General features: G+C 32.8%; 7 protein-coding genes and 2 tRNA genes. 2 read left to right on the forward strand and 7 right to left on the reverse strand.

The features are described 5' to 3' along the window. From OH806_RS08955 to OH806_RS08965, 3 genes are all read right to left on the reverse strand, one after another. Window positions 1–10,281, reverse strand: coding sequence for a SpvB/TcaC N-terminal domain-containing protein (locus OH806_RS08955; RefSeq protein WP_264743330.1), 10,281 nt, complete (start codon window positions 10,279–10,281; stop codon window positions 1–3). 9 nt (window positions 10,282–10,290) lie between these two features. Continuing rightward, the gene (locus OH806_RS08960) at window positions 10,291–11,679 is read right to left on the reverse strand and encodes a T9SS type A sorting domain-containing protein (protein WP_264743331.1); all 1,389 of its coding nucleotides are present in this window, start codon (window positions 11,677–11,679) and stop codon (window positions 10,291–10,293) included. A 415-nt stretch (window positions 11,680–12,094) separates the two neighbouring features. Continuing rightward, window positions 12,095–12,463, reverse strand: coding sequence for a hypothetical protein (locus OH806_RS08965; RefSeq protein ID WP_264743332.1), 369 nt, complete (start codon window positions 12,461–12,463; stop codon window positions 12,095–12,097). Between the two features lie 153 nt (window positions 12,464–12,616). Here OH806_RS08965 and OH806_RS08970 point away from each other — a divergent pair. After that, window positions 12,617–12,691: transfer RNA gene (locus OH806_RS08970), tRNA-Pro, on the forward strand. A gap of 8 nt (window positions 12,692–12,699) precedes the next feature. Beyond that, window positions 12,700–12,773, forward strand: a tRNA-Arg gene (locus OH806_RS08975). Between the two features lie 195 nt (window positions 12,774–12,968). On the opposite strand, the gene OH806_RS08980 is transcribed toward OH806_RS08975, so the two are convergent. From OH806_RS08980 to OH806_RS08995, 4 genes are all read right to left on the reverse strand, one after another. Then, window positions 12,969–13,814, reverse strand: coding sequence for an SH3 domain-containing protein (locus OH806_RS08980; protein WP_264743333.1), 846 nt, complete (start codon window positions 13,812–13,814; stop codon window positions 12,969–12,971). A 17-nt stretch (window positions 13,815–13,831) separates the two neighbouring features. After that, window positions 13,832–14,659 carry a 50S ribosomal protein L11 methyltransferase gene (prmA, locus tag OH806_RS08985; protein ID WP_264743334.1) on the reverse strand — a complete coding sequence of 276 codons (828 nt, stop codon included), beginning with the start codon at window positions 14,657–14,659 and terminating at the stop codon, window positions 13,832–13,834. 171 nt (window positions 14,660–14,830) lie between these two features. Beyond that, window positions 14,831–15,544, reverse strand: coding sequence for a 3-ketoacyl-ACP reductase (locus OH806_RS08990; protein WP_264743335.1), 714 nt, complete (start codon window positions 15,542–15,544; stop codon window positions 14,831–14,833). Between the two features lie 171 nt (window positions 15,545–15,715). Next, complete coding sequence (locus OH806_RS08995; RefSeq protein ID WP_264743336.1) at window positions 15,716–17,299, reverse strand: calcineurin-like phosphoesterase family protein; 1,584 nt, start codon at window positions 17,297–17,299, stop codon at window positions 15,716–15,718. Between the last annotated feature and the right edge of the window lie 5 nt (window positions 17,300–17,304).

A 17,304-nucleotide genomic window follows, 5' to 3' on the forward strand; every position in this document is an offset into this window, starting at 1 on the left:
TTATTTAACTTTTGGATAACCATGAAATGTTTTCCCATTTCCATTATTTCTAACCCATATGTGAGTGGCTTTTTTAGTGCTTCCATCAGGCATATGCACTACACTTTTTGTATCTGCTGGTAATTCAAACTCTGCTCCTTCTCTTGGTTTTAGTTCAGATGCTTTTTGCCCTGCAAAATCCAAATCTTCTTGGCTTCCCCATTGACCTTGTGGAATACCTGTTTTTTTAGCTTCTGCTCCTCCTTCTTTCCATTTTATACCGTGTTTTCCAGATCCCTGATACCCTGCTTCTGGCCTAAGGTTATCAGAATTTAAAACCCTAAAAGCCTTATCTTTTGCTTTATTATAATTATCAACTAATGGTATCCATACGTCAGCAGTAGCAATAGCAAATATATGGAAACCCAAAACCGTTGCAGCTTTAGCATCCTCTTTTAAAGTGTTAAACCCTTCTCGCAACTCTTCTTGACTATAGACAGGAAATGGAAAATACATACCTTGATATTCATACACTGGAATTGGAATTCCAATCCCTCTGTTTTTAATACGTCCTTGACTATGAGCGTTAGATTTTGTTTGCTTTCCATTAGGATCAATATAATTTATTGGGTTCTGGTAGGTATAAATATAGGGATTAAGATTTCCCCAATGATAAACTCCACCATTATGCTGCCCATCACCGTAAAACTCAGTTTCCATTACAGGATTGTAGACCGCTAACGGGTCAACACCATACCAAATACTCAACCTCGGGTTATAATACCTTGCTCCATAATAGTACAGTCCTGTATCTTCATCTAATTCTTTTGCATTAAATTTAAACGGATTGTTATATGACCCATCCATCTGCTCTAGCATTGTCTCCCCAAATGGTAAATTTAAGAAAAATTGTGTTGCCTCAGACTGAGAATTGGTAACAAATGTTGCTGTTCCCAAATGATCTCCATGCAGATAATATAAATCTGGATGTTGATACTCCTCTCTTAACTCAACAGAAACAATATCGCCAAGACCTGATTTTTCAAGATATTTCTTAAAGTCTGCTTTTGCATCGGCAGTTTTTTCAGGAGCTTTCTGTTCTCCTGTTTTAGAATATATAACAGAAGAATCTTCAAATCTTGTAGCATCATCCATCAATCTGCTTGCAAATCTTTTCGCTCCTTCAAAATAATGTTTTGTATATTGTCCCGTAGAGCTTACGGTAAGATATGGGTTCGGATAGATTTTATATTCAAACATTTTCAATTCATCAACAACAACCGGAGCCCCGTTCTGATATAGCTGAGTAGGAATTTCAAGCCCATATTTAATAACCCTTTCCCCTTTGTCATCATAAGTATAATACTGATAAATACCTGTATTATCATTATAAAATGCTTTCAGACGATCCTGCTCATCCCAATACATTGTTTTTACTCCGTTATTATCATGGTGGCTTATTGCATTACCATTATAATCGTACCCAAATCCTTCTGCATTTCCGGTTGATACATCTGTGACAACATCCAACTTATGAGTATTCGGAAAATAATTATATTCATTACTATAGGTATTCTCCGGAACAACAACCTGATCCCTTTCGTGATGTTGTTTTTTTCTTATAATTCCTCCAACATTATTATAATCCATTTCGAGGCTATAAGTTGAATGTGCCATATTAGTAGATAATATAGGCTGTTCTTCTCCATCATACATCACCTCTCTTGTTCCTGTTCCAATCAGTCTGTTCAGTGTATCATATCCGAATTCAAATTCAAATGCACCTCCCATTCCATTTGCTAAAGGAAGGGCTTCATTTTTAATTTTAGTTATATTCGAAAACTCATCATATTGATATGTATTTTGCAACATTGAAACATTTGCAGAATTATATAAATTATAAGTCTCTAATCTTCGATTTTGAGAATTATACCAATAATTTTGAGAAGTTCCGTTACCATATTTAATGCTTGAACGCTGCCCATAATGGTCATAATTTATATTCTCTATATAAGTTTCCCCCCAATTATTACTAACAGATTTAAGATTTCCACCTCTGTCATAGTAATATGAAACAAGCTCATCATCCGGATATTTGATCTTAGTAATACGGTTCCAACTATCATAATTGAAAAATGTCTCAAAATACATTACAGGGATACCAATCCCTTGTACAACTTTTAATTCTGAAAGCACTTCCCCCATTCTTCCATACGAATATTTCGTCAATCCAGAACCATCTTCTTTTACAAGAAGTTTACCAGAATTATTTCCTGTCCCTGAAATAGCATATTGATATACTACATTATTTGGATTGGGATCGCCTGAAGGTAAGTCTGGTAATACCACTCCTACAAGTCTATTATGATCATATTCGTATCTTATAGAATGAGTATTAATAGCAGGATCGTTGATAAGATTATCTGTCTCCAGCTGTACAAGATTTCCTGCCAGATCATACTCATATGTGGATGTTCCTTTATCCGGATGTATTTGGCGAGTACGTTTTCCTGCTAAGTTGTATTCATATTGAGTCTCAATTCCTTCAGGATCTACAACTCTCATAAGTTCTCCAACTGTACTATATTCAAATAATGTAGTAATCGGTTGTGAATATAAATAATCATTTTTCTTAACAATCTTTCCTTCAGGCGTAAAATAAGATTCTGTTTTTTGATTTAAAAACTCCTCTCTAGTTTTAAGCAAGTTATTTTCAATAGTATAAGTTGTGTTTTTGGTATTCCCATCTTCATTTGTAAAAGAAATTACTCTATCCTGAGGATCATACACGTTAGATGTAGCAGAACTACCAAATGATAGACTCAGATTCTGACTACCCAAGCCTTCATATGTTGGGTGATATTCTGTAACACTCCTTCCTAATCCGTCATATATAATTCTACCAGATACCGTTCTTCTTTCAGACCCATCCATCTCTATATCTTTTTTTACTTGTACAATCCTTCCAAGAAAATCGGAGTAAGTATCTGTCTTAATAGTGTTCCCTGTACTTGCATATTGAGGATCAAAATTTGAAGTTGATGCTCTATAAATTTTTATAGAAGTATCACTATTTGGAATTCCTGCATGATCCATCCAATATTGATATTTAACTGTTGGAACAGTAGAACCGCTAGCAATTTCATTAGGCCCCATAATCGATTTTGTTCTTCCGAAACCGTCATAATAAAACACCATTGCATTCCCCCCTGTATCTACTTTTCTGGTTACAACATCAAAAAGCGGATTATATATAGCCGTTGATTGAATATTGAAAATATCTTTTACCTTAACGACGTATTTTCCTGTTTCGGCATCATCATAAGTATACTCAAGAACATACCTCTGACCATTATTATTCGGTGGATAGGTAATTTTCTTAACATTTCCTGCTGTATTATATTCTACATCTGTCACAATATAGTTGGAACCATCAAAAATTGCATAAGTTCCCACATCGCCATTATTCAGATTGATATTATAAGCTTTTTTCTTCCTTAATAATTGAGATTGACTAGTTCCTTCATATACTTCCACAAGTACAGGTACCCCAATAATATTATTATTAAAAGCTTCATAAGTTATATTTGAATTATATGATACAGAAGGACTAGTATACTCATATTTTGAAATAAGACCTTTTATAGTATGTGAATACTTTTCGTTGGTTATAATATTTCCACCAGATTCAAAAATAGTTTTCTGCTTTCCAACCAACATGGCAGTTGCCATTTTTCTACCTTCTCTACCACCACTGTCATAATCTAAAGGTAAATCTGAGTTTAAATCAATTTGTGAAACATTATTAGTAAATTTTCTAAGTTTATATTGATACTTTACATCAGATAAGAAATTTCCATTCCCGCTTTGTATAGTACTTTGCTTAATTAAACCATTTAATAAATATGTATTATTAAAATATAGATCCGTAGAAATTCTTTCTACCGAACCGTTGTTCATTTCCTGCTTAACAACTGTGTCAAAACCAAAATCTTCTCTTTCTCTTCTATCATACTTCCTATTGCGAAACTCATAATTAGTTTCCATTTTTGTTCCTTGCTCAGTTGTATAACTTGCTGAAAATACATTAGGCTCTACAATACTTATTTTTTTCACCACCAGCTTAGCATGTGGATTACTATAGTTGGCTCTTGCAAACTGATAATCTAAAAGGTATTTCCCTTTTGAGAAGGTATTTGTAATTGATTTAAGCTTATTAGTTCTTCCTACTAATGAATAATTAACTATAAATCCATCGTTAGTATCCTGAACTAAATCTGTAAATCCGTCACCATTCATATCCCTAAACGCTTTTCTGGTTTCAGATACATTTAATCCTAAGTTAACGGTTGCGCCTGCACCAGCTTTAATCCAAAGAATCAATGCTACAACAGGAGGAATAAGCGTAATTGGACCTATATTGAACATATAATTTCCCCCAAAAGAAAACGAACCATTGAACGATCTCGTTTCGTCCGTAAAATCTATATTACCTCCACTTTTTATCAAAGGAACCGCCGTATTAAATTTACTTCCAAGATTATATCGAACAGTTGTAGAATTATTGGAATTATTAACTTCAAGAATATCAACCAGCCCATCACCATTTACATCTTCATATACTACTTCCGCCGTTCCTATGGAAGCAGATGCTCCAACATTTGCACTAATCCCGAAACCAAAACTACTTAAAGCGCCTAAATTTGCTGAGGCTCCAAGCCCTCCTCCTATTCCGAAGCTCATACTTCCTTTTGGATGTGATCTATAAGTAATCATATTTGCAAAAGGAGCATATCCTCCCAAGGTTGTTCCCAAGTTTAAGGCAACCGCCATATCAGGAGAACCTCCATTTTTTATTCTATCCGGGAGACCATCTCCATTTACATCCATCCAAAAGCTCTTTCCTGAATCATAAGAATCATAATAATCATTAACACCTGCACTTATTGATGCTCCTCCTGACCATGGCAATCCAGAATCTGCCTGAGATGAAGTCCCATTATCTCCCTGTGCTCCAATTCTTCCTGTTATAGAAAATGCATTATAAGAAAAACCTAGAGAATTCATTTTCTGATAGCTATCAGAGTTTGTTGGAAAATCACCAGAATCAAAATCTTTCATGTCTTCTAAACTACCTGTTGAATTGGTAAACTGAACAGACAAAGGATATACAATATCAGGGTAACCATCACCGTTCATATCAGAAAATGTTTGTGTTTCAACACTCCCGATTCCTGTTAATACAGTTTTTGAATTTCCACCGCTTCCCATCCCAAAACTTAAGCCATCAGTTGTGTTCCTTGAACTGCTCTTTTGTACTCTGTTAATAGATTTCATGGTAGTATCTACCGACAATTGCCCGGAAGTATATGTAAGTGGTGTTACAGCAGGTAAATCAGGCACAGGGTTTGAAAAATAATTCACGGTTTCATCATTCTTAAACCCTTGTTGCGTAGAATATTGTTCAGGACCAATCCCCACCCAATAATTCCTGAAAGAATTTCTAGCTCTTACCATATTAGGTTTCATAGATGCTATATTCTGAGAAACAGTATTGTTTCCTGCATTCGGATTGTTAGTTGTATTTAAAATACAATCAGCCAAAGCGGCATTATCATTAGTTATTGTTTGACATTGCTGATAAATATTCTGTGTAGCAACATCTGCTGAAAATGCTAATATATCAATCGGACTTCCATAAGTATAATCATTAAAACTTCCTGGTTTATACAAAAACTGCCCCCAATTATTAAACAATGGAGTTTTTGTATTGTACATTGCCGTATTTACCGCTGTTGCAGAAGTATTAGCATAAATACTTGTATTATCATAATAAATATCGAATGGTTTATTTTGAAAATATTCAGAATATTTATTAAATAAAGCATAATCCCCTCCTGTTTTACAATATACTTCAACAGTTACTAAATGACTATCACCTATTGCTAATGCAGGATCACCACTATAAAAATCTATTGCTGAATTTCCGGAAATAACCTGACCTGTAATCATATCTTTCTCCTCCAAAATACCGTTTGTATGAGAAACCAAAACCATCCTTTTACCGAGAACCTGATTTCCTTTTTTAATGATATAATAGAATGTTCCTGTTCCCAAACTAGTAAAACTGGTAATATTTTTATTGATTTGTATCCCAAAATTATGTGTCCCCGAAACACCAGAACTTGGTACATTTTTGATATCCAGTTTTTGAGTAAATTGAGTAACAGCAAAAGATGGATATTCCGGAACGGGAAAAAATCCAACAAACACATTAGGATTTGTTGCCGTTGAAGCCTGATACGTAACTGAGATTTTACCATTCCAATTGGAAGTAAAATCAGTCTGTGAATCAGATTCTACAATAAATCTTAGATAAACAGGCTCTGAAGCATTCACATTCAAAGTGAGAGAATGTGAATTAGTAAAGAATAATCCGCTATTTGGTGTATAAGTTTCCGGAGTTATTAGATCTGTTATTGCTCCTGTAACCGCATTTTCAGTCACTATTCTAAAAGTAAAGCTATCAGATAAACTCGGCAAAATAATCCCTCCTACATCAATAGTTGCCATTCCTTGTGCATCCAAATAAATAGGCGCAGAAAGATTATTTAAAAAGAAATTATCACTATAACTCCCATTATTCAATTGAAATTGCCCTTGTGAAAGTTCAACAGTATTAGGTATATTATTACCTGAAGAGTCTACATAAAGGATACTTGGATTAGAATTAACAGGATAGTTTTTCTCTGTATTTTTATGTAACCTCACATAAACTTTTTCACCACTTTTTACATATAATCTATTCGAATTATTAATAGCCCAATTCTGATTGATTCCAGACTGAGGGACAGTCTGCATTTCGTTATAATAATCATTATAACGTTCTATGTTAATATATTTGTGTGGATCTCCTGCATGAAGTTCCGTTAAATAAATTCTTCCATTTTTATATGTATTTGTACTTCCAATAGGCGTAGGATCTTTGATCTCAACAGAATAATATATTTTTTGCGGAGGACTTTGAATCACTCCATATTCTGTTATTTGAATATTATCTATAATCTTAATATACCCATCTCTAGGTGCTACCCATACCTTTACCACATCAGTAATCGGAGTTGGGGGAAGTTCAGGCGCAATCGGACAGTTCTTCGGATCAGGACAATTATTTATCTGATTTTGAATAGCTTTTGCTTTTACCACCATATTTTCTGTATACTCGGAATGCCTAGTCATTTCAGATTTTCCAGAACTCGCATTGTATTTATTAAACCAAACTTCATTGTTATTTACAATATCCATTAGACCATCTGAATTAGCATCAATCAAATATGTTTTAGTTGTACCGGTAGAAGATGAACCTATCTGAGAATGACTGTAAACAATCGCCCCCATATCCCATCCTGAATTAGTTGTTTTTGTTTCTATAAAAGAAAAATCACCTCCTGGATAATTATCGATTTGTAAAGATCCTGAAAAACTCAAATTCCCTTCGTTATCTAGCTTTCCGGTTCTTAAAAATAAACCTTCATCTGGTACCCTGTATATCATATCCTGAATTCCGTCACCGTTGAAATCTACAAGTTGCTGTGCATTTCTCGCTTCAGCATTTGAATACCCAAAAGGGAAACCAAACATTAAATGTCCATATGCATCACTTGATGGATAATAGAAGTTTAAGCCTGCTGCTGGTCTAAAATTAAACCCTTTCTCTGAACTGATGTTTCCATTAATTTTAGAGGGTGTGATTAATGATCTTACAAATCCCGAATATGCATGTTTATCATTCTGAAGATTAACAAACTTATCTGGGCCAAATAACTTAACATTACCTTGGCTATCTTTTACATCATTATAATATTCAAAAGTATAACTATCCGAAATCTCATTACAAGTTGGGTCAATACCTCCACTAGTCCCGCCACCTCCACCCGATCCGTCATCAATATCTCCTCTTTCTTTATTTAGTACACTATTACTTTTACTTGCCAATGTAGTAGAACAAGGATTATTAGGTACAATATAGATTCTTTTCAAGAGTGTTTTATAGAACTCTCCGTTCATATAATCCATTTTATATGTTCTGACAAGCTCCGTTTTGTATTTTACTTCAATATCTTTTAGTAAATAAGGCTCCGCTCTTTTGAAGCCTTGTTTTGCATTAATATTTACATCATGTCTTGTAATACTTGTTTCTCTATTAAAGTTTACAGTATAATCTTTATTTTTTCCATAAGCTATTTTCTTAATCTGAAAAAATTGTCCTCCACCAGCAGACTCATTATAATAAGTATACTCCATGGTATTACCATGTGCATCTTCTACTAATCTAAGTCCCCAATGAGCAATTCCTCCTGAACTATAAAGCACGGAATCTGAAGAACCTCCATAATATCTTTTAGTTCCATCTGTAGATGTTACTTTCCAGCTATAGTTACCAGGATTGTTTCCTATTCTTTCAATAAGTGTGAAATCATGGTTTTTTCTAAGATAAAACTGCTTTATATCACTATTATTAGGAGCAGTAAAAGCTATTCTTAGCTGTTTTTCTGTAGTAATAGCTGTATTATATTCACTTACATCATTATGTCTATGAGGTAAATATCCATTAGGATACACAAGCATTTCTCCGTCAAAAGAATAAAGCTCCGTTTCTTTACCTCCATCAAAAATAGGAACTCCCCATCTAGAATCTACCGTTATTGAGGATAGGCCATTAATATTCCAGCCATCTCCCATCCACCCATTACCACCTCCACTATTATATCCAATCGATAATGATGGTTGAAGCCCACCAATACCACCTGGAACACGAATAGGATAATCTGCATTAGCATCACCTTTTTGTGTCGCTGAAGGAACTCCCATCAATTGCAGACCAGCAGTTGGATCTCCTGCTTTTAATCCGCTGATACTTGTAGGTGTAAATGCTTCCAATTGTGAAGATTCAGGAACCGAAATAACACCATTGATATAATCTGTATCTCCTTTGGTTTCTACCGTAACAACTTTTTTCTCTGCATCAACTTTACTGGTAGGATCAACTCTCCATTTTCTTGATGCATAATCAAAATAAAAAGCTTTTATTTCTTTTGCTGCCCTTGCTCCTAACTTTTTTTCATCATATGGAAAAGAGAATGTTATTTTTTTAGTCAGTTCTCCAAAATTGTTTTCCAAGCGATAGGCATGAGAATTTACAGTCAAATTTTTTATTTCTCTAGAAATTGCAGGGTAATCCTTTTTTCTAAGTTTTAAAACCTGTATCTGAGCTGCTGCTTCTACAGAACTTTTTTCAATAGTAATTGTTGAATTTTCATATACTTCAACCTTTTCAATATCTTTAGAAATATTGATGATAAGAGGTGTAAATTTTTCTTCATTAATAGTTTTAAATGAAGATTTACTTACAGGGATTTTATATTCTTTTACTCCGGTTGAATTGGTAATAGTTATAGAACCTTTTGCCTTATCTGCCTCCGTAAGCTCGATTAAAGTTTCAAACTCACCTTTTATTGGGAATATAGACTTATCTTTAATTTTTAACGGTTGTAAGGTAACCCCTCCTTCAGTGCCTTTAATATATAGGTTATTTTCGGACAATAAAGATGAGATGTTATCTGAAGATTTGGAATTATTTTCAAAAACAATTTTAACATTTTTCACCTTATATTTTATGCCATTTACAGAAGAGGTAAAAAGAATTGTATTTTTTCCTTTTTCTAAAGAGCTCAAACCAATTTCTTCTTTTTGTGAGCTCCATTTACCACTTGGAACAATAATATTCCCTCCAAAAGCAATATTCTTATTAATTGATCTTGAAACTGAGTGATAAGATTCTAATCCATATAAATCATAAACTAAATAGGCTTTTACATCTTGTTTTTTTATTTCAGGAATAGTAATCGTAAAGAAGTTATCTGATGGTGTATCATACTCACTATCAGAAAACTCACCAATCATCCCCTGCTTTTCTTCAGACTCAAAAACGTTATCAGAATTCTTATATTCAGAAGCCAAAATACTTGGTTCAAGTTTAGTATTGACTTTATAATCATTCTTCTTTTCATCAATATTAGGAACAATATTGTCAAAACTTTTCTTCTCAGATGCCTCTATTATTGAATCTGCATTTACTTTTGAAGAAGAATGCACATATTTATCCATCATCTCAAGTTTGAAAGTCCGCACTTTTTGACGATCTTCCTTTGTAAAACTTGCAAATACAAACAGATTTACAAAAAAGCACACTAGAAGGCATGATTTCTTTGTAAGAGGAAATTTATTAATATTTATCTTCATGATATAGCTTTAGTCGACGATTAGTTTGAACGTTTTTATAATTTTTCCGTTTTGTGTAAGATTTATAATATATATACCCTGGATTGATACCTGCCCAATGTAGTGATTGGACTTACGAACTATTTTTTCGAGTTTCACCAGTCTTCCACCTCCATCATATATGGAGATTTCCAGATTATCCATAGGTGGAAAAACCACAGTAAAAGTTTGATCTTTTTTAACAGGATTAGGATAAAGACTTATTTTACTTAAATCCGACGACAAATCTTTCTCATCATATTGAGTTCCGGAATTGGAGTGAGATCTCGGATCAAGCTCATTCCCTTCCTGAACTTTACGACTTACAGCGAAAGTAAAATAGGTTTTTTCAACAGAATCAAATGCATCAAGGAAATCTACTTTATTGAATGTGACATAATTCTCATTTTCATTACCTTGAATTTTTTTTACCTCTCCATTATCTTTTTTCAGTAACAACCAATAGGAAAGCGGTAAAGAACGTGGATTAATAATTTCTTTAACAATTCTTACCTTGTAATCTGTCTTTGGAACTTTATTTCCAATGAAATTAATTTCCCAGTTTCTTTCCAAAACATCAAAATCTTTTTCATTTTTCAAAGACATTTCTTTATTATCGTCAGACCAAATCACAAAATTATTGTTGTCAAAAGTCACCAGATTTTCAGAGTTAGTTCTTTTAATATCATTCATCCCGATTGTCAAAAACGGATTTGCTTGATTTGATGATTGTTTTTGATAGAGTTCATTCCCATCATCTCTACCTAAACCCGTTGGTCGATACTTATATTCTTTATGCTTTTCAGGATCCCAAATCTCTTTGCCATCACTTCCGTAGTATTTCCCTTTTTCTAAAGAAATCCCGTACTTAATTGAAAGATAAGAATGAATTTTATTCAGATCCATTGCCTTGGCTTTTTTTGACAAAAAAATCAGTTCATAAAGGTTCTTATCTTCAAGTTTTATTTTTAAACTGTCAACTTTTTTATTTCGAGAATCCGCTGATGCAGTAAATGAAAAAATACTCGGTCGTTTACCTATTTCTTTTTGATGTTTATCTTTAATATATATATTATTACTTAGGGAAACATTTTTGTCTGCATTATCCCAAATCAATTCATCTTCTCTGGAAGTATGAACAAGACTCAACGTATGACTCTTATTTTTGCTGTATTTAATATACTTTTTAAGAAGCTTATCTTTGATACCACAATGAAAATTCAATAAATTTTCATCCTTACACTTAGTAGCTTCCCGAGAAGTAGGATTCGCTTTTTCCCACAACTGAGTGTCTGAACCCACCAACTGAGAATAAGCAGAAAATGAGCACAATAAAAATAAAATCATGATGATTTTGAAATGAGTAGATGTATTGTACATAATAAATGAATTTATGTAATGACCAGTAAAAGGAAATCTTATTTTTTTATAAGTCTCTTATTTATAGAGAATATTATAGAGAAAGTATATTTTTTCATGACTTAGTGAAGTTATTGGTTTAGAGCAAACTTAATAAAAAATCACCAACAAATGAATATTAATCTTAAAAAAAACATCAACATTATCAAACAAAACAAAAACAAAGTAAACAATAAGTAAAAACAAACCATAAATAAAATATTTTTAATAAATATTTTAAAATACGCGATTTTCTTTTTTTCATAAAACCAACAGCCTAAAAAACACTACATCAATATTCCCAAAACACGACACAAGATAAAGCTTAAAGCATTTCTCGCTCACATATAAATAAACCTCACAACTAAGTTATGAAGCTTTTTTATCTTTTAATTGTTTAATTCCAATTTTGAAATCCTTTAATTTTAAATATAGATTTAAAAAAATCATAACTAATATTTAGTCTTAAACATCTCTGACCATTACTAATATAAACGACTTTATTTTGAAAAAAGAAAAAATAATCTTTTTTTACATTAAATCCACACTCATCTATATTGATTTTTATTAATTCTTCTTGTAACTTCTTCCCAATATTTTCAATTCCATTTTTATAAAAATTATTGTTAGAACTATGTTCTAAGTTCTTAATATTTTCTGTTTTTATTTTTGAAAAGATTAGATTAAGCCTCCGTTCAATATAGAGGTTAAAAACAACGGAAATTATAAACAACAAAGAGAAGGAACATAAAAATATCTTTTTCATTTATTTTTTGTAAACCAATGGTTATTAATTAAGTAAATTAAATTTAAAATTATTATTAAAAATTATCATCCTTTTATTTTCATTTTTCAAAAAAATTCTCTATATTTGCACCCACAAAAAACAAGGTAATTCTTGTTACAAGATGACCTCAATCGGGGCGTAGCGTAGTCCGGTCATCGCGCCTGGTTTGGGACCAGGAGGTCGCAGGTTCGAATCCTGCCGCCCCGACAATTTTAGGGTGCGTAGCTCAGCTGGATAGAGCATCTGCCTTCTAAGCAGACGGTCAAAGGTTCGAATCCTTTCGCGCTCACGAAAAACCTCACAACAAAAGTTGTGAGGTTTTTTTATTTTTTAACTTTTATACTTCAATTTTCCTAAAAATTTAGAATCACAGTGGGTTTCGGTAATATAGATATAATCAAGAGAATAAACGAAATAATTCATTCTAATATAAATTAAAAAACACCGTATATATACAGTGGTTTTCAGATTTATTGTTTAAGTTTTATTTCAACTTATAAGAATTTCCATCCCAAAGGTAAGTTTTCGAAGCCTTTTTCTTCTTCTCTCTATCTCTTTCATCTTTTTCCATTTCTTCCATTTTAAAGATAAAAGAATTAGGAATTCCATCTTTATCATTGGGGAAAATAAATTCTTCGCTATGATAAAAAACATCAGCATCACCAACATTCATCAACTGAGGAAGTGCAATCAGTTTTTTATCTTTAAACAAAACATATTGCGTATAGCTTGGAATACCACATGCTTCACCAGAAACCATAGCATTCAATGTTAATTCTACATTCTGAAGTTTATGATTACTTTCAATAGTAAATGTGGCATAACTTAGACTTTCTCCTGAACCTGTATCAAAAGATACCTCATCAACTAAAGTATTTCCTTCAACCAATTTTATTGAAGCTATATTTTGTGAACTAATAATATCCGGAAATTGTCTATCTTTCTTATTGACTGTTTTTGTCAATCCAAAAAGAAAATCGAATCCATTTTTATTTCTGTAACCAACACACAGATTCCCTCCCCACACATAACCTTCAGAAACTTTTTCTCCTTTTTGATAAGAAACTTTATACCAGTTTGCTCTTCTTTCACCAAGTTTCAAAATGGATTCTTCTTTTTTCAGTATTAAAATCTGCTGATTCGTGGGTAAAGAATCCAGAATTTGAGAATTGACATTAGGCTCCTGCCTTACTCTCGTCCAGTCTGTGAATATTTTTTGAGTTTTATTTTCTTCAAATTGAAAAACTCCGTTTGCATAAACATATTCTTCATCCTGAGCATAAAAAAACTGAAGAAACAATAAAAATAAAACTGTGAATAGGAATTTCATATTAATATTTTGAGGAGTTATTTTTCAAGAAGTAAACTTACCCATTCTTCACGTTGAAGTTGTTTTTTAAGCTCCAATCCGTTTTCTTTACAAACTTCCAAAATGTCATCTACATCAAAGAAACACAGTCCTGAAAGCAACAATTTTCCTCCTTCATTAAGCACTGAAACATAGGTCGGAATATCTGAAATCAAAATATTTCGGTTGATATTTGCTAAAATAATATCATAATTTTCTTTTCCTAAATTTTCGGCAGTTCCTTGTTCGATATCCAATTCAACATTGTTTCTAGCTGCATTTTCCTTAGAATTTTCTACAGACCATTCATCAATATCAATAGCCTTGGTTTCTCCTGCGCCATTTTGTTTAGCATAAATTGCCAAAACTGAAGTTCCGCATCCCATATCAAGAACTTTTTTACCATTGAAATCAATATCCATCATTTGCTGAATCATCAAATGCGTTGTTGGATGATGCCCGGTCCCGAAAGACATTTTAGGCTGAATGATGATTTCGTGCATTCCTGGAACGGATTCATGAAATTCCGCTCTGATTAATACCTTATCATCGATATTTATAGGTGAAAAATTCTTTTCCCATTCCTCATTCCAGTTAATATTCGGCATTTCCTGAAATGTGTATTCTATTTTTACATTTTCGTTTTCAAAAATTGATAAAGCCTTCAGTTCATCTTCATTGAACAAATCTTTCTGAATATATCCTAAAATCCCCTCCAATTCTTCCGTAAAACTATCAAAACCTATCTCTATAAGCTCTGCCATTAATATTTCGTTCCAAGGTTGAAGTGGAGAAATTTTGAAATTGAATTCTAAATAATTTTGCATGTGACTAATTTGTTGCAAAAATAAAACTACTTTTTTGATTTATAGATTTTAAATACCATGAAAATCCCTTTTGAAGAAAAGATTGTAAAGAAAAAGCGAACAAAAGTCCGCTCATTATATATTCAATAGTTTCAAAAACTAATTTCCAAAATCAAGTTTCTGACTTCTACATTAAGGATTTGTAGAGAAAATTGAACCATTAGCAATTAATGCTCTTCTGTTCATTTTCAAAATATCTCTTACCCATTCTGCAAAATCTTCAGGCTGAAGAACTTTTTCAGGATTTCCATCCGTTAAACCTCCCTGAATAGACATATCTGAAGCAATTGTACTTGGAGTCAAAGTAATCACTCTGATATTTTGCTTTCTCCATTCTGCCATCATAGATTGTGACAACGAAATAACCGCCGCTTTTGAAGCCGCGTATGCAGACATATTAGGACCTCCTTTTAAACCTGCTGTTGACGCAACATTCACAATATCACCTTCACCTTTTGCTTTCATAAAAGGCTGCACCGCTTTTGCTACATAATATACTCCGAAAAGATTGGTTTTAATTACTTGTTCCCAAGTTTCAGAAGGCATTTCTTCAATTGAACCAAAATCACCGATTCCAGCATTATTAATCAAAATATCAATTCCGCCCAATTGCTCAGCCAAAGACTCAATTCCTGCCTTTACATGTATCTCATTATCAACAGTGAAAACAGCATATCCTGAATTTACACCCAGACTTTTGATTTCCTCAACAGTCATTTTAAGGTTCTCTTCATTTCTCCCCGTAATACCTACATTCACTCCTTCATTCGCCAAAGCCAAAGCTACCGCTTTACCAAGACCTCTTCCACCACCTGTTACAATGGCATTTTTTCCGCTTATATTCATAATTAACAGTAATTTTCTTTGATGCAAATTTACGAAAGAACATTTGCATAATCCCGATGAATTCGATATTTTAACTTAATCTTAATTCAAATTAAAAAATTCATAAAAACATAAAAACCAACTCCTAAAAGTTGGTTTACAATTGAAAGTATAGTAAATAATAAAAAAGGCTTAAGGAATAATAATTGAGTTTTGAACCTCAAAATTTTCTGACGCTGAAAACTGATTTCCGTACATATCTGTCGCCCTTACCTCTACTTTATGTTTTCCCAATGATAATTTTTTAGGAAATCCTATTGTCCAAATATGTCTTGAAATTTCAGGGTTTGATGGTCTTCTACCAGGGAAAAGATTTTGAGTAGTATCCCATTTGAAAACTGACAATGCAAAATTCGGGTCTATAGTTTCATCATATTCCATTTCCTTCCAATCTCCATCATCTATTCTATATTCTACTTTATCTTTTTTACTTCCCATAAAGAAATTTGCATATATTTTTGCTGATGTTTTTGACGGAAAAGGAACCACTTTCGGAACATACAAACTAATTTGATAATCTTCAGGCTTCCCTGCCGTTTTGTATTTTACTTTATACTGATTATCATTAAAACTAATAAAAGAATATCCTTTTGAAGTACCATCTCTCATAGTAGAAGTTGGCAATCCCGCTTCATCGGCAGTTCCGGAATACCAGTCTCCGCAAGTTGTTCCCACATTATACTCATGCAAGTCTTTTGAACTGTTCCAACCGGCTTTTTTTCCGTAAAAAATCTGTTGTTGAACGTGCGTATGTGCCGACAGAAGCAACACGTTACGAAACGGATTCAGAAAATCAAATAATTTTTGACGATCTGAATTTCTAAAATTATCTTCATTATGATGTTCTAATGGAATATGGAAAGAAACAACAATTAATTTATTTTTATCAACCAATTTCAAATCATTTTCGATAAACTTCAACTGATCTTCTCGAAAACCTCCCCAATACCCTTTTCCATCTCTAGGATCGGGATATAAAATATCATCCAAAACAACGAAATGAACATTTCCATAGTTAAAAGAATAGTTTGCAGGACCAAAATTTGCCTCAAAAGTTTCATCTGAAAACTGATCTTCTTTAGCATCATAATTCATATCATGATTACCCATCACATTATACCAAGGCAAACCGATTTCTTTCATTACATCAGCATAAGGTTTATGCAGACTCAAATCATCACCAACCAAATCCCCTAAACTGATTCCGAAAACAGCATTTTTCTTATTGTTTTTAACCTCATTTACAATACTTCTTTTGAAATAATCCAAATCTTTTTCTGTATAAGGTTGAGGATCTCCAAAAACCAAAATATCGAAATTTTTGTTTTCGTTTTGTTTATAAAGTCCAAAGTTCAGCTCTTTTGGCAACTCACCCGTTGGTTGTGTTCCTTTATATTTAAAATCAGCAGGAGAACCTTTGGGTTTATAATGATAATAATATTGAGGCAGATTATTACTACTCAAAGCAACCTGATAACCAGAAGGTTTAATTACAAAAACAGTTTGATTTTCCTGAATCGGAAGGCTATATCTACCATTTTTATCTGTCAAAACGACCTGAACTCCGTTTGATACAGCTACTCCTTCTATACCCTTCTCTCTATTTTCTTTCTTCTGATTTTTATTTGAATCTTCAAAAACATATCCCGAAACCGAAGTCTGAGAAAACGCTAGTGCAGAAACCAGCAAACTTGGTATTAAAAATTTCATTTTCATTTTAC

The organism is Chryseobacterium oryctis (assembly GCF_025971925.1).
GTDB classification, from domain to species: domain Bacteria; phylum Bacteroidota; class Bacteroidia; order Flavobacteriales; family Weeksellaceae; genus Chryseobacterium; species Chryseobacterium oryctis.

Excerpts from the sequence above, each read along its gene's own strand:
- OH806_RS08955 (WP_264743330.1), bottom strand. The coding sequence starts at position 10,281 with ATGAAGATAAATATTAATAAATTTCCTCTTACAAAGAAATCATGCCTT.
- OH806_RS08960 (WP_264743331.1), bottom strand. The coding sequence starts at position 11,679 with ATGTACAATACATCTACTCATTTCAAAATCATCATGATTTTATTTTTA.
- OH806_RS08965 (WP_264743332.1), bottom strand. The coding sequence starts at position 12,463 with ATGAAAAAGATATTTTTATGTTCCTTCTCTTTGTTGTTTATAATTTCC.
- OH806_RS08980 (WP_264743333.1), bottom strand. The coding sequence starts at position 13,814 with ATGAAATTCCTATTCACAGTTTTATTTTTATTGTTTCTTCAGTTTTTT.
- prmA (WP_264743334.1), bottom strand. The coding sequence starts at position 14,659 with ATGCAAAATTATTTAGAATTCAATTTCAAAATTTCTCCACTTCAACCT.
- OH806_RS08990 (WP_264743335.1), bottom strand. The coding sequence starts at position 15,544 with ATGAATATAAGCGGAAAAAATGCCATTGTAACAGGTGGTGGAAGAGGT.
- OH806_RS08995 (WP_264743336.1), bottom strand. The coding sequence starts at position 17,299 with ATGAAAATGAAATTTTTAATACCAAGTTTGCTGGTTTCTGCACTAGCG.